At 43.6% G+C, this 13848-nt stretch carries 14 protein-coding genes and 1 riboswitch; of the genes, 7 read left to right on the plus strand and 7 right to left on the minus strand.

All coding sequences use genetic code 11. From position 1 onward, the window contains the following. Positions 1-85: 85 nt before the first annotated feature. Both AC4E8A_RS19470 and AC4E8A_RS19475 read left to right on the plus strand, forming a co-directional pair. Positions 86-352, plus strand: a complete 267-nt coding sequence (locus tag AC4E8A_RS19470; protein WP_490195450.1) for a hypothetical protein — start codon at positions 86-88, stop codon at positions 350-352. Positions 353-370: 18 nt separating this feature from the next. Further along, positions 371-712 (plus strand): spore coat protein, encoded by a 342-nt coding sequence (locus AC4E8A_RS19475; protein WP_490195451.1) that lies wholly within the window; start codon positions 371-373, stop codon positions 710-712. Positions 713-974: 262 nt separating this feature from the next. Here the strand turns inward: AC4E8A_RS19475 and AC4E8A_RS19480 are convergent, their stop codons facing one another. Further along, positions 975-1226 carry a DUF2573 family protein gene (locus AC4E8A_RS19480; RefSeq protein ID WP_490198943.1) on the minus strand — a complete coding sequence of 84 codons (252 nt, stop codon included), beginning with the start codon at positions 1224-1226 and terminating at the stop codon, positions 975-977. A gap of 632 nt (positions 1227-1858) precedes the next feature. Here AC4E8A_RS19480 and AC4E8A_RS19485 point away from each other — a divergent pair. From AC4E8A_RS19485 to AC4E8A_RS19495, 3 genes are read left to right on the plus strand one after another with little or no spacing between them, the layout of a single operon-like run. Further along, entirely contained in the window at positions 1859-3361 is a 1503-nt protein-coding gene (locus AC4E8A_RS19485) for a spore germination protein (protein WP_490195452.1), read from the plus strand. Positions 3362-3378: 17 nt separating this feature from the next. Next, positions 3379-4467 carry a GerAB/ArcD/ProY family transporter gene (locus AC4E8A_RS19490; RefSeq protein ID WP_490195453.1) on the plus strand — a complete coding sequence of 363 codons (1089 nt, stop codon included), beginning with the start codon at positions 3379-3381 and terminating at the stop codon, positions 4465-4467. After that, on the plus strand, positions 4464-5555 hold the full coding sequence (locus tag AC4E8A_RS19495; RefSeq protein WP_490195454.1) for a Ger(x)C family spore germination protein: 1092 nt from the start codon (positions 4464-4466) through the stop codon (positions 5553-5555). The genes AC4E8A_RS19490 and AC4E8A_RS19495 overlap by 4 nt, the downstream gene beginning before the upstream one ends. 21 nt (positions 5556-5576) lie before the next feature. Here AC4E8A_RS19495 and AC4E8A_RS19500 read toward each other — a convergent pair whose 3' ends face one another. Beyond that, on the minus strand, positions 5577-5957 hold the full coding sequence (locus tag AC4E8A_RS19500) for a hypothetical protein (RefSeq protein ID WP_490195455.1): 381 nt from the start codon (positions 5955-5957) through the stop codon (positions 5577-5579). Between the two features lie 163 nt (positions 5958-6120). Between AC4E8A_RS19500 and AC4E8A_RS19505 the strand changes: the two genes are divergently transcribed. Both AC4E8A_RS19505 and AC4E8A_RS19510 read left to right on the plus strand, forming a co-directional pair. Beyond that, entirely contained in the window at positions 6121-6438 is a 318-nt protein-coding gene (locus tag AC4E8A_RS19505) for a thioredoxin family protein (protein WP_490195456.1), read from the plus strand. Between the two features lie 112 nt (positions 6439-6550). Then, positions 6551-6703 (plus strand): hypothetical protein, encoded by a 153-nt coding sequence (locus tag AC4E8A_RS19510; protein WP_490195457.1) that lies wholly within the window; start codon positions 6551-6553, stop codon positions 6701-6703. 85 nt (positions 6704-6788) lie between these two features. Here AC4E8A_RS19510 and AC4E8A_RS19515 read toward each other — a convergent pair whose 3' ends face one another. The 5 genes from AC4E8A_RS19515 to AC4E8A_RS19535 form a co-directional block, all read right to left on the minus strand. Then, complete coding sequence (locus AC4E8A_RS19515; RefSeq protein WP_490195458.1) at positions 6789-6926, minus strand: YjcZ family sporulation protein; 138 nt, start codon at positions 6924-6926, stop codon at positions 6789-6791. 104 nt (positions 6927-7030) lie between these two features. Further along, positions 7031-8344 carry a TrkH family potassium uptake protein gene (locus AC4E8A_RS19520; RefSeq protein ID WP_490198944.1) on the minus strand — a complete coding sequence of 438 codons (1314 nt, stop codon included), beginning with the start codon at positions 8342-8344 and terminating at the stop codon, positions 7031-7033. Between the two features lie 32 nt (positions 8345-8376). Then, positions 8377-9033 (minus strand): potassium channel family protein, encoded by a 657-nt coding sequence (locus tag AC4E8A_RS19525; RefSeq protein ID WP_490195459.1) that lies wholly within the window; start codon positions 9031-9033, stop codon positions 8377-8379. A gap of 147 nt (positions 9034-9180) precedes the next feature. After that, positions 9181-9315, minus strand: a riboswitch (cyclic di-AMP (ydaO/yuaA leader). Positions 9316-9725: 410 nt separating this feature from the next. Next, positions 9726-10535: a zinc transporter ZupT gene (zupT, locus tag AC4E8A_RS19530; protein WP_490195460.1), complete on the minus strand. Its 810-nt coding sequence runs from the start codon at positions 10533-10535 to the stop codon at positions 9726-9728. A gap of 1646 nt (positions 10536-12181) precedes the next feature. After that, complete coding sequence (locus AC4E8A_RS19535; RefSeq protein ID WP_490195461.1) at positions 12182-13717, minus strand: BCCT family transporter; 1536 nt, start codon at positions 13715-13717, stop codon at positions 12182-12184. Between the last annotated feature and the right edge of the window lie 131 nt (positions 13718-13848).

Here is a 13848-nt window from a genome sequence, read left to right on the forward strand (position 1 = left end):
AATTTTATCGCATTTTGTCATTCGGTGTATAGGTATGCTTGTCAGAGGAACAATAACCTTGCAAAATTCAAAGGAGGGAACACCTATGCAACAGCAGCAAGGCAACCAGCAGCAGGGTGCACTGCAGCAGCCCCCGCAGGTTTTAACCACTAAAGATTCTCAATACTTAAGTGATATGCTTTCATGGAACTTGCTGGCAATGAAAAAAGCCCATTTTGCCGCCAGCCACTGCCAGGATCCTGAATTAAAGGCAGAAATTGATAAGTGCGGCATAATGCACCAGCGCCACTATGAGCAGATTCTTTCCCACTTAAATCAAGGGAACGAAAGTCAAGCCCCGACAACAATGTAGAAAGGAAGTGCGGCTGAAATGAATCAAAACCAATCACAGCAAAAAATTCAAAATCCCAAGACACAAGTACCTGAGACTCCTCAGATGAATGACCGTGACTTAGTAAACGATATGCTGAGCATGGAAAAATATATGACTGATTCTTATTGTACTGCTCTTAATGAAGCCAGTCATGACGCACTTTACAATGATTTGCTGACAATCTTCAACGAGACTCAGAATACGCAGCGCAGCCTTTACAACAGCATGTTCCAAAAAGGCTGGTATAGCCTTGAGGCTGCTGATGCACAGAAACTGCAACAGTCTTATCAACAGCATCAGCAGTACTCTTCACAGTTTCCTTATAATAATGTTCATTGATGGAGTAGCGGCCCCCGTTTCAGGGGCTTTTTTTGATTCACTTTCTGCTCTCCTGTTCATGTTTTCCCACTGCACGATGGCATACCCTGCTCTTTTTTAACGAGTCCATGCCCTTATACTGGCTAGCACGGCAGCAGACTCCGCTCTCTTTTCCTGAATTCATGTCCACATACTGCCAGCACGGTCATACGAATTTCGCTTTCATAGTTTCCACCCCAAGGAAAACAAAAAACCAGCTGATCTCGTTCACAGCTGGCTTCTCTTATTTATCTTTTTTATCTCTATGTTCTTCGTTCATCTTTTTGATTTCAGTAATGATCTCTTTAATTTCTTCTTTTCCTTCCGGGAACTCCGAATTCCAATGCTTGGCCAGCGGCGGCATGGATTTGGCAATGTACGTATAGATGACCCATTTCGTTACTTTATCCTTCAATTCTGGAGAGGACTCACCCAGCAGCAGTTCAGTATATTTATCAATCAATGCGTCAAATTGTCCGTCAAAATTCTCCATTATCTCACTCCTCTTGGTTGTTTCACATTGCAGGTCTTCGGGCAGGTCTTCCTGCTGCTGCCTTCTTCACCACTTAAGGAGAAGCAGCACGCCATCCTTCCCCACAGATTTCTGTCCTGTTCTCAACCTTCTCCTATCATATCAAATTAGAAAGGTATGTTGAAACATTCAATGACTCCTTTAGAAAGACATTATCCCAGGATCCATTCATTTTACTATTGGAACAAGAGATGAAGGCTAAAAGTGCATAGCCCTTGAACGTTAGAGGAGACTGCACCTTTTTGTCATCTCACGGCTTGCCCTGAAGACAGGATTTAAAATCAGCAATATAATAAGGGATTTCATCAAGCAAATGAAGCAGTTGAAAACGCCCCTCAATCCAAAAGCTTAAAGTATCCCGGGAAGGCAGCGTATACGAAGTCAGCGATCCTGTATGAAAATGCCTGCGGTGTAATGGCTGCCATTCTGATGCTGAATGATATCGAGAGATACCTTGAGTAAATAAAACAGTATATGCCTTCCTAGTTGGCAGGATTTTAAATTTTCAGCATCCCTTCCTCCAACTCCATTTCTTTCATAATTCCCCGCAAACCGGAAACACTACCACTAGAGTAATCATAAGAGTGGTGAATTCAATGTTTTCTTCTATATTCAACCGAAAAAAATGCACCGAGAAAAAGAAAAAAACACAGGAATCGTTTGAGAAGCTTGTCAGGAAATCAACTGATTATAAAGAAATTTTTTATTACAATCAACAGACCGGCCTGCGATTTGGATTGAACTTTATGTCCACACTGGTAGATGAAGACATTATGCAAAAAGATGTCCTACCTTCCCTGCTTGGCAAGCATTTTGAAAAACTAGACGATATCAAGAAGCTTGCTCCGGTGATCGATATTCAACTTTCAGATGATGAAAGCCAAATTGAGCAAAAACTTATGAACGGGTATGTCCTCTTAAAAACAGAAAATGAGAAAAACCGTTTTGCGTTTATCGCAGCCCAAAAGGAAGTCGTCCGGCAGGTGTCACAGCCTCAGGTCGAGTTCAGTGTTGTCGGCCCTAAAGAAGCATTTGTCGAATCGATTGACCAGAATCTGAACATGCTCCGTAAAAGAATTCCCATTAAAGAACTGATTATAGAGGATTTTGTTATCGGGAACTTAACGCATACTAAGACATCGATGCTATATATAGACGGCCTGTCTGACCAGGACAATGTACAAACGATGAGGCAGCGTCTGAAGGCCATTGATTTTGACCAGATCAATGACAGTTCCTTTATAGAACAACTGATTGCCGATAATTCGAATTCCCCGTTTCCACAGCTGCTGGATACGGAACGGCCAGACCGTGCTGCCTCCGTGCTGGTCGAAGGCAAGGTCGTGGTGCTCGTTGATGGTTCTCCCCATGCCCTCATCGGCCCGACGACATTGGTTGAATTCTTCAGCGCCTATGAGGACTACTTTCTAAATTACCTGGTGTCCTCGTTTTTCAGGCTGGTCCGGGTGTTCGCTGTTGCTTTCTCCATTTTGATCACTCCTATCTATGTTGCGGCTCTGACCTATCACTATGAACTGATTCCAAAAGACCTTATGGCCACTTTAATCACTTCACGCCAGGAAATTCCGCTTCCTCCTATCCTGGAAGCTCTGTTTCTTGAACTGACGATTGAACTATTGAGGGAGGCGGGTGCCAGGCTGCCGACCAAAGTCGGCCAGACAATTGGTATCGTGGGCGGTATCGTTATCGGGACAGCGTCTGTAGAAGCAGGACTGACAAGTAATGTCCTCTTGATCCTGGTAGCCTTGGCGGCACTGGCCTCATTTACGACTCCTGTGTACAAAATGGGTAACACAATCAGGATATTGAGATTCCCCTTCCTGATATTTGCTCAGCTCTGGGGACTGCTTGGCATTGTGTTCTGTTTTTGTCTATTAATGAGCCATCTCCTTCGATTAACTTCTTTGGGAAGACCTTTTCTGGAACCATTGTATCCTCCCAGGTTATATGATTTGAAGGATGCAATCATTCGCTTTCCATTTCACGCTCAAAACAAGCGTCCGGAATTCATGCGGACAAAGAACCCCCGCAGGTTCAAAAAGCAAGAAGGCACAAAGAAACTCGATATTGATGAATAGTCGGCGGAGGTTGTGTTATGAACCCAATTCCTGAAAATAGAAAGATATCGCCATTTATTGTATTTTTCCTTATCCATTCCGTTCAAGTGGGTGTAGGGGTCCTTGGCTATCAGAGAATCATTGCCCAAAGTGCCGGATACGATGCCTGGATGGCGGTCATTATAGCTGGGCTGCTTACTAACGTCATCACTTTTTTCATATTTAAAGTGGTTCAAAACGGTGGCGGGGATTTAATAGAAGCAAACAATTTAGCGTTCGGAAAGTGGCTGGGCAAACTATTTGATGCCGTTTACCTTTTGTACTTCTGCCTGATTACGGTCACTGTTACCCGTACATATATAGAAGTCATTCAGGTTTGGATGTATCCAAGAATGGAACCTTGGCTTTTTGCTCTTTTTTTCTTCCTGCTCGCTGTTTATGTTGTAAGCGGAGGGCTGCGGGTTGTTGCAGGAACGGCTTTCTTTGGAACTGTCCTTCCTGCCTATCTCCTGCTGTCTTTCGCCTTCACTTTCCCATTCTCCGATTTCAGGAACATCCTGCCGGTTTGGGATCATTCTGCTCTGGATATGCTGAAGTCTACCCGGGATATGACACTGAGTTTTCTGGGATATGAGACCCTGCTGATATTTTATCCATACATAAACAATGGAGAAAAAGCACATAAGTGGGCTCATAGAGGTCTGTTCTTTACGACGATATTAATTACAGTCCTGACAATTGTAAGTTTTGCTTTCTTCAGCGAAGGGCAGCTAAAGAAAACAGTCTGGGCCACTCTTTCCATGTGGAAAATTGTTGAACTGCCTTTTGTGGAACGTTTTGAATATATCGGGATAGCCAACTGGTGCCTCATCATCCTGCCGAATGTTTGCATTTCATTATGGTGTTCCAGCAGGATAGCTAAAAGATCTTTCAAATGGAGCCAAAGAAAAACATTGTATTTTCTGGCTGCTCTTGCGGTGGCAGCCGTAAGTTTCATTCAGGAACGTAATCAAATCAGTTTATTAAACGATATCACCAGCCAGATCGGATTTTACCTTAACTTTGGATTCATTCCATTTCTTCTATTCATGATATTTTTGATGAAGAAGGTGAAAAAGAAAAAATGAAAAAATTCATCTTGATGATCTTGAGTCTATTTATGTTAACAGGATGCGTCGAGAAAGAAATCCTCGATGAATTGAATATCGAAACGGCCAAAGCATATGATGTAGCCGGCGAAGACACCATTAAGGGTACAGCTCTTTATTCAAGGTATCTGTCCGATAAGCAGATTGAAAATGTCACTTTGTCTGCGGAGGCTCCTTCTACCCGGGAAGTACTCAATCTTTTAGAAAAGAAATCAGAAATGCCTCTTGTCCGCGGAAGTCTTGAAAATGTTATTATTTCATCTGAAATGGCCAGGAAAGGAATGCTGCATATCGCAGATTCCCTGCAACGTGATGCCAGCGTGGGAGCAAGGGTCCTGCTTTTAGTCAGCGACGGACCCGCAGAGGATATTTTAAAAGGCAACTATGGGCTTAAAGGGACTTCCGATTATATTGCTAATCTTATTGACCATAACATCAGGCGCGGTGATTTATCAGAGACAAATTTGCACTTGTTTCTGTTCACTTATTTTCAAAAAGGCCACACCCCTTACCTTCCCATCATTGAGAAAGTTGATGATAGAACGCTGGGTGTCAAAGGAATAGCCCTTTTTAAGCAAGACAAACTGGTGGATGAAATCGATAATACGGAACTGTTCTACTTCAAGCTCCTCTCTGATAAATACAGTGAAGGAAACCAAGTGGTCAAGCTGTCTGAAAGTCATGCGGATATGCGTAAAAGCATCGAAGCTTCTGTGACCAGCCTGCGGTCCAAACACAAGATTGAGATCAGCAGCATGGCCATACCTAATGAAATAACCATTTCCATCAATATTAAAGGCATTATAAAGGAATATACCGGGAAAAGCATTACTCCACAAAAGGTGAGGGACATTGAAAAGAAAATGGAAAAAGATATTGAAAAGCATTGCCTGAGCATGCTGAAGAGGTTCCAGGAGGAAGGGATAGACCCCATGGGATTCGGTCAGCGCCTGAAGCATAGCACAAAGAAAATGGATGTTAAGAAATGGGAGACAGAGTTGTATCCCAATGCCAGTATAAAAGTCAAATCGAAAGTAAAAATTCTTGAGTCTGGAACCGTCGAATAGAGAGCCACCGCCATTCCAATCTCAGGAATGACAGTTCTGATTCAGCCAATTAATTGCATCAGACAGGCAGTCTTGGTAAAAGGCTGCCTTTTCAGGAGGCATTGTCCCTACCCTGTCTTTCATTACAGAGAGGCCTGTAATCACATAATGCATATCAACCTGCCTTGAAGAAAGGACATTGTAGAGCCATTTCACATGATCAACAAACAACTCGGGAGCCTCCAGTCGAAAAGCTGTCTGCAGATAATGGAAATGTTTTTGCAAATCTGCCGCAGCTTGGGAGCGTCCTTTTTCTCCATGGATTTCAAGAAGCTGGGGATGTTCCTTGAAAACACTGAAGGCAATTTCAGAAATTAGGCCATCGATGATATCTTGGTGTTCAAGGACACGGTTCGGATACATTGAGAAACCTCCTTTGGGGCTGCTTAAAGTGTTGGTTACAGTATACATGAAAATCAACTTTTAATTTGCAGTAAAGGTTCTTCAGGGTCTTAAAAAGCAACTAAGTTTACGAAATGTCAGCAAATCAACTACAATATGGTTATAAATAGAGGAGGTTAAGAAAATGCAATCTATTCAAAATCAAGAAACTTTCCAGGAGCTTATTTCCCAAAGCGAGCCAGTCATCATTAAATTCTTTGCGGACTGGTGCCCCGACTGTACCAGAATGAATATGTTCATTGATGAAATCATCGAGGAATATGACCAGTATAAATGGTATGAATTAAATAAGGATGAACTTCCTGAAATTGCCGACCGCTACGATGTCATGGGAATTCCAAGCTTGCTGATTTTTAAAAACAGCGAAAAAACGGCTCACCTTCACAGTGCCAATGCAAAAACTCCTGAACAAGTGAGAGAATTCCTGCAAACACAAAAATAAATGAAGATTGAATGAACAGCTTCGTCGAGGCTGTTTTTTTATTGAGAATAAACCAGGACAGCAAGAGCACACTATTTCTGTAGTCATTTAAACACAAGCGAGGTGCCGAGAGATGACAAAAAAATATAACAGAGGAAGCAAAAATCAAAATTCTCCGCATGCCGGTCATAATCAGGTAGAATTTTCACGCGAAATGGCAGCTGGTGATAACAGCAAAGGCAATAAGCATAACAAAGACCAAAACGATAAAACGTATAGAGACTAGCCCAAACACTATGCTGTTCAATGCAAAAGGAGTTTCCCGGAAAGGGAAACTCCTTACTACATTGTTTAAGTGTCCTGCGTTACGCTTAGTAAAGAAAAGCAGCTCCAACAATAATCAGTAAAATAAACAACACAACGATTAGCGCAAAACCGCCGCCATAACCATAGCCGCCGCCACCGCCGTAGCCGTAGCCGCCACATCCATATCCGTATCCGTATGGCATAATCAGACACCTCCAGAATGATTATTGAGCTTTTTTCACTCAATAATATCCTATGAACGTTCCCAAGAAATGTTTAGGCTGTATTGGCCCAATTTTGGGTTATATCACCCTGTTAAGATGTCCTCCTTCGGATAACTGATCTTATCCGTTCCTTTTTTCGCCAGGGAGAACGCCAGTGTTAATGGTCCGATTTTCCCGACAAACATGACGAATAGGATGATACATTTCCCCACTGCTGTCAGGTTGAATGTTAATCCCATTGACAGCCCCACTGTGCCAAAGGCCGAAACCACTTCGAAAAGAATTTGGATAAATGGGACCCCTTTCTCTGTAATCGTCATTAAAAACATTGCGAAAAAAATAAGGACTACACTAATCATCGATATGGCAAGAGATTTATAAATATATGTGTCATCTATTTTTCGGCGAAACGCATGGATACCTTTTTTTTGCCTTAGGAAAGACAGGACAGCAAATGTGATGACCAGAAACGTCGTCACTTTTATCCCGCCTCCAGTTGAGGCACTGCCTGCCCCGATGAACATCAGGAGAATGATGAAAATGATGGTCGGTTCTTCCATACTCCCGATATCCAGCGAATTAAATCCTGCTGTCCGCGGTGAAACAGCCTGAAAATAAGCACCAAGAAATTTATCAAGTTCCGGCAAGTTTGCAAGAGTCTTAGGGTTATTGATTTCGAGAGTGAAAATGACCAGCACTGCCACAACATTGATAATCAGCGTCCCAACCAGCATCAACTTTGTATGTAGCGATAACTTCTGTATATTCTTCGAATACCATAAATCCGTCAAAACCGTAAACCCTATACCGCCGATAATGAATAACCCCGATATGACGAAGTTGACAAGCGGGTTGCCCACATACCCCATCAGGCTGTCAGGCCATAAGGAAAATCCCGCATTATTAAAAGCAGAAATAGAATGAAATAAACTAAAATAAAGGCCTTGCCCCCAGCCATATTCAGGTATCCATTCCGACGCCAGCAGGATCATCGCAACTCCTTCGACAATAAAGGAAAACACAAACAAATGCTTGACCAGCCGGATGACTCCCCCAACGGATGTTTGATTCAGCGCATGCTGGATGATCAATCGTTCTTTAAACCCAATCTTTTTCCCCAGCATCAGGTAAATCAGCATGGCAAACGACATGATGCCAAGACCCCCGATTTGGATGAGCACCATAATGATAACTTCCCCAAAGGTGGTGTAGGCTGTACCTGTATCTATAACTGCCAACCCTGTTACAGTCATGGCTGATGTAGAAGTAAATAAAGCATCCACCCAATTAATACTTCCCGTAGTTGCAAAAGGCAGCTTCAGTAATGCTGTTCCCAGCAATATAAAAAACAAGAATATTATTAAAAGAAGCTGCGGCGGGCTGAGACGAACCGACATCCGGCTTAGTTTCGCGGCCTTACTTCCCAATGTCAGATCCCCTCTTTTTCGAACCGGTGAAGGTCGCGATTATCTCCTATCACAATCAATAAATCATTCTTCTGAATGACTTCATCAGCTGCAGGTGAAACGATGATATCGTCCCCTCTTTGGATGGCAATGATATTACACCCGTAACGGGCTCGAACATCCAAATCAATCAGTGTCTTACTCGCCACTTTATTGGATGCGACAATTTCAACAATACTATGCTCTTTTGAGAGCTCGATATAATCAATGACTTTTTCAGAAGTGATATGATGGGCAATCCTCCTGGCCATATCCCGCTCTGGATGGATGACTTTATCTGCCCCGATTTTATCAAGCACCTTTTGGTGATAGGTACTTGATGCCTTTACCCACACTTCTTTTACGCCAAGGTCTTTAAGCAGGAGTGTTGTCAGAATACTGGCTTCAATATTTTCACCAAAAGAGACAATGACGTGATCGAAGTTTCTCAGGCCCAGCTCCCTTACGACATTTTCATCCATGGCATTGGCCCTGACAGCATGTTCTGCCACATCCCGATATTTTTCCACTACCTCTTCACTAATATCAATCGCCAGCACATCTGCACCAAGCTCACTTAATTCCCGGACAAGGTTCCCACCGAAACGTCCAAGCCCGATAACTGCAAATTGTTTTTTCATGAATGTACTCCTCCAATGACCTGATGTTAATTAGAATAACCTCTGAAGATTGATTTCATTAAGTTCTTTGCCCGGTCAAACGCAGTTTCGCTAAAAACCAAAACAAAAAGACCACCAGGAAATAAGCCTGTGGTCATAACACAAGTGATATCTCCTTCACAACGCTTACGAGGTTAGCTGACGGATTCGGATCATGAAAGTTAACCCTGCCTTTTTTTTAAAAAAAGGATTCACCCCAAAAGAATGGTTCCCCCGCTCAAAATGATTCAGCGATTATTCTATTAAGAAAACTCTTTTCGCAATGATTGCGCGCTGTTTAAAAGCAATGGCTTCCCTCTCCAGCCGCATGCATTCCGCTCTAACCCTCCTGCGTAAAAGGGTAGAGGCTAAACTATCATTAAAAGCAACAGCCTTTAGAAAAGAGCTATTACGAAAGATATCTTACTCCTGTGGTTTGGGTTTGTAAAGGTGTTTTTTCAAATAAAAAGTTACCCTTTTTTAGGCATTGCTTTATCTATTTTCCTGATGAAAAAGAGAACTGCTGGAGGATAGTCCGATCGATAATAAAGCCCCTGAGCGGTATCACTCAGGGGCTTTACGATGAGAATGGCAATTAATTCACACTGTGTGTCCTACCGGGAGTCCACAACGGCTGTGGATATCAACGTCTTAATGCAGGATGGCTGAATAGGTTAAATAAACAGAAGCAAGCTCAGCGCCATGACTGCCATACCTGCAATCAACCCGTATATCGGCAAGTGTGTTTCATCATATTTTTTCGCGGCAGGAAGAAGTTCATCAAGCGAGATGAACACCATAATTCCGGCTACAGCTGCGAAAATAACACCGAACATCACATCATTCAGGAATGGCATCAGAATCAAGTAAGCAACGATCGCTCCTACCGGTTCGGATAAGCCAGATAAAAAAGACAATTTGAATGCTTTCTTCCTGTCACCTGTTGCAAAGTAAACAGGAACAGCTACAGCGATTCCCTCTGGAATGTTATGAATGGCGATGGCAACCGCAATCGCAATTCCAAGGCCCGGGTCCTGCAAAGCAGATGTAAAGGTAGCAATCCCTTCCGGAAAGTTATGAATACCGATTGCAAGAGCTGTAAAAGTTCCCATTTTCAATAATGCCGGGTCTCCAACCGCCTTTGTCGGACCGTTCATATCTTCTACTTTTTTCAATTCATGCGGATTCCCCTGTTTAGGAATCAGTTTATCAATCATGGCAATCAGCAGCATACCTGCGAAGAAACTGATGACGGTTATCCAGTTACCGACACCCCATCCAAGCGAACCAGTCAAAGCGTCCTTCGCTTTTGTGAAAATCTCAATCATAGAGACATAAATCATAACACCAGCAGAGAAGCCCAACGTCACTGACAGGAACCTGGTATTGGTTGAGGAGGTAAAAAAAGCGAGAAGGCTTCCAATCCCCGTTGCCAGTCCTGCCATCAACGTTAACCCGAAGGCAAGCAGTAGATTTCCATCCATTCAAATTTCCCTCTTTTCGGCTAAATTTCACTGTAGTAATTTTCCCCGTTCATTTTTATTGTTGTATATGTTGTCAACCCGATTTGTATTCTGTTTTTAAGTGCAGGAAAACAGTGTAACAGCATTACAGTCTGTTGCTTCAAACCTACTAAAATGACCTAAACAACAAAAGTTTCCTTTGGCAAACATTTTACCCCGCATACAACTTCACCGTCAACAGGTTTCTCATCCTTAACCTGGATGAAATGGAACTCCATTGCAGCCAAAGCATATAGCTTTTTTGATGGGCATAAGAGTTTCCCCGTGCCAACATTATATAAATGAAAGAGACTGTTTGTGACACACTTTTTTCCCTCAGAATAAAAAGGTTGCTGGGACAAAAGATAGGTAGTTAACGAAGGATCTTTTCGCAAAGATTGTGGCTTATCTAATCATATGGATTTCCGCTCCAGGTGCACGACTCCGCGGGCAAGCGTTGAACTAAAAAGCGGAAGCGCCTTGATCAGCCCCGACAGGCATAAGACGAGCCGGCAGGAAGGTTGGCTCTTTAACCTTCCTGCCGGATTGGCTTATGACCCCGAGGGGCTAGGCGCTGGAGCTGGATTGACTAAAAAGCGGAAGCGCCTTGATCAGCCCCGACAGGCATAAGACGAGCCGGCAGGAAGGTTGGCTCTTTAACATTCTTGACGGATTGGCTTATGATCCCGAGGGGCTAGGCGCTGGAGCTGGATTGACTAAAAAGCGGAAGCGCCTTGATCAGCCCCGACAGGCATAAGACGAGCCGGCAGGAAGGTTGGCTCTTTAACCTTCTTGACGGATTGGCTTATGACCCCGAGGGGCTAGGCGCTGGAGCTGGATTGACTAAAAAGCGGAAGCGCCTTGATCAGCCCCGACAGGCATAAGACGAGCCGGCAGGAAGGTTGGCTCTTTAACCTTCTTGACGGATTGGCTTATGACCCCGAGGGGCTAGGCGCTGGAGCTGGATTGACTAAAAAGCGGAAGCGCCTTGATCAGCCCCGACAGGCATAAGACGAGCCGGCAGGAAGGTTGGCTCTTTAACCTTCTTGACGGATTGGCTTATGACCCCGAGGGGCTAGGCGCTGGAGCTGGATTGACTAAAAAGCGGAAGCGGCCGTTCAACGACGTACGGATTGGAGGGCTTCGGTATAAGATAAAGGAATCACAACGAACATAGTGAGATGATGATGACTTATCATTAAAAAGCGGAATGGCCCGTTCAGCTGCGTACGGACTGGACTGGCTACGTATGAGATAAAGGAATCACGAAGAGTGAAGCGATTCGATGATGACTTATCTCAAGGAGGAGCCGGGAAGTACGCTAGCAGCTGGCTTTGGAGCTGGATTCGCAAGGAAGGAGACCGAAATCCGATAGTCGTTGGCTGCTGGAACTAGACGAGTCCCGCTAGTCCCGCAGGAGATCGCACGCCTTCCACTCCAATCCTTCTACGTAAAAAGGGAAGAGAAAAAAATCATTCAAAAATAAAAATCTTTTAGAAAAGTGCTTTAACGAAAAAAACCGAACTTTTTCTAAAACTCTAAAATAGAGCCTCTGAAAAGTTCGGTTTTCTCATTTGTTTTGTATTGGCAACCTTACAATTATACTTCTGTCCCAACCTCCTTTTGTTCTATTCTTGTTTTTCCTTTTTTCTTGGTTTAAAGCGATTCGGATCGCGAACCGGAACCGGCTCTTTTCTTATCATCTTCAAGAATGCATACATAATGATGAAAAGAATGACCGTAAATGGCAGAGCCGATATAAGTGACGCTGTCTGAAGTGCATTCAAGCCTCCTGCCATCAATAGAACAGCAGCTATGGCTGCCATTAGGACACCCCAAATGATTTTCACCAGGGTAGAAGGGTGCAAACTGCCTCCTGTTGTCATACTCGCCAGGATATATGTAGCTGAGTCCGCTGATGTCACTAGGAAAGTAAAGATAAGAAGGATGGACAGGATGGACAGGATTTCCGTAAATGGCAGATGAGCGTATGTTTCAAATAAAGCTACTGTAACGTCATTGTTTACCGCCTCGGCAATGGCTGTTCCATTATTTAAGTCACTATACAGCGCTGTTCCGCCGAAGACAGCGATCCACAGGCAGGCAATCAGCGGCGGGATGACCAGGACCCCTAGAATGAATTCCCTTATTGTTCTGCCTTTGGATACCCGTGCAACGAAAGCACCGACGAAAGGCGACCACGCAATAGCCCATGCCCAGTAGAAGATTGTCCAATCCCTGACCCAGGTTCCTCCTTTATATGGCGTCAGCCTTAAGCTGTACTCAACGAAATGGTTCAAATAGTCACCCAATCCAAGTGTGAACGAGTTCAAGATGAACACCGTAGGGCCGGCAAAAAAGACAAATACCAGAAGAACAAGGCACAAACCGAGGTTCAGATTACTGAGCCATTTAATTCCTCTGTTTAATCCCGTACTCGAAGACAGCAAGTATAAGACCAAAAGAATGCCCATAATTGCAACTTGAACACCTACTGAATTCGGTAGATTGAATACTGCCTTCAACCCTCCGTTCATTTGAAGGACACCCAATCCCAGAGAAGTGGCAATCCCCATGACAGTCGCAATGACAGCAAAGGAATCAATCGTATTCTTAATTCCTTTCCGCTTGGAAGTGACAGACTCCACAGCCGTGGATACCAAGCCGTCCTTTCCTTTTCTGAATTGGAGGAATCCAATCATCAAGCCTACCAATGTGAAGACGGACCATTGACTGATCCCCCAGTGGAAAAAGGCATAACCTGTTGCCACCCTTGCTGTCTCCTCTGTCAACGGCTCCATAGACTGAAATGGCGGTGTGAAAAAGTGGCTCATCGGTTCCGCAACTCCCCAGAACACAAGCCCTGCCCCAAACCCGGCGGAGAACAACATTCCTACCCATGTGAAAAATGGATATTCGGGTCTGGAATCCTGAGGTCCAAGGCGGATTTTTCCATACTTGCTGATTGCAATAATAATGAGGAAAATTGAAAAAAGGAATACCGAAATGAGGTAGAACCACCCAAAGTTCGTAGTGGTCGATAAAAAGAGTGTTTCTGCTATTTCCCCAAACTTGCCTGGAACAATCGCTCCCAGTATGACGAGAACGAGAATGGCAATCGCAGAAACGATAAAAACGGGGTTCTTAATTTGATTAAAATTCATGTTTTTAATTCCTTTCTGTGATACGCTGATACATGATGTAATAATTTAATTATTCTAACTAATATAATTATAAACATACTTTACAGTGCTTTTCTAATCCTTTGCCTTACTGCTCCTTATGATTACTCTTA

Source organism: Bacillus sp. SRL337, from assembly GCF_984799155.1.

Bases quoted from the DNA above. Each gene is read 5' to 3' on its own strand.
- AC4E8A_RS19510 (WP_490195457.1), top strand. From the start codon at position 6,551: ATGACAAAAAAATATAACAGAGGAAGCAAAAATCAAAATTCTCCGCAT.
- AC4E8A_RS19490 (WP_490195453.1), top strand. From the start codon at position 3,379: ATGAACCCAATTCCTGAAAATAGAAAGATATCGCCATTTATTGTATTT.
- AC4E8A_RS19520 (WP_490198944.1), bottom strand. From the start codon at position 8,344: ATGTCGGTTCGTCTCAGCCCGCCGCAGCTTCTTTTAATAATATTCTTG.
- AC4E8A_RS19500 (WP_490195455.1), bottom strand. From the start codon at position 5,957: ATGTATCCGAACCGTGTCCTTGAACACCAAGATATCATCGATGGCCTA.
- AC4E8A_RS19505 (WP_490195456.1), top strand. From the start codon at position 6,121: ATGCAATCTATTCAAAATCAAGAAACTTTCCAGGAGCTTATTTCCCAA.
- AC4E8A_RS19525 (WP_490195459.1), bottom strand. From the start codon at position 9,033: ATGAAAAAACAATTTGCAGTTATCGGGCTTGGACGTTTCGGTGGGAAC.
- AC4E8A_RS19515 (WP_490195458.1), bottom strand. From the start codon at position 6,926: ATGCCATACGGATACGGATATGGATGTGGCGGCTACGGCTACGGCGGT.
- AC4E8A_RS19485 (WP_490195452.1), top strand. From the start codon at position 1,859: ATGTTTTCTTCTATATTCAACCGAAAAAAATGCACCGAGAAAAAGAAA.
- AC4E8A_RS19470 (WP_490195450.1), top strand. From the start codon at position 86: ATGCAACAGCAGCAAGGCAACCAGCAGCAGGGTGCACTGCAGCAGCCC.
- AC4E8A_RS19475 (WP_490195451.1), top strand. From the start codon at position 371: ATGAATCAAAACCAATCACAGCAAAAAATTCAAAATCCCAAGACACAA.
- AC4E8A_RS19495 (WP_490195454.1), top strand. From the start codon at position 4,464: ATGAAAAAATTCATCTTGATGATCTTGAGTCTATTTATGTTAACAGGA.
- AC4E8A_RS19535 (WP_490195461.1), bottom strand. From the start codon at position 13,717: ATGAATTTTAATCAAATTAAGAACCCCGTTTTTATCGTTTCTGCGATT.
- zupT (WP_490195460.1), bottom strand. From the start codon at position 10,535: ATGGATGGAAATCTACTGCTTGCCTTCGGGTTAACGTTGATGGCAGGA.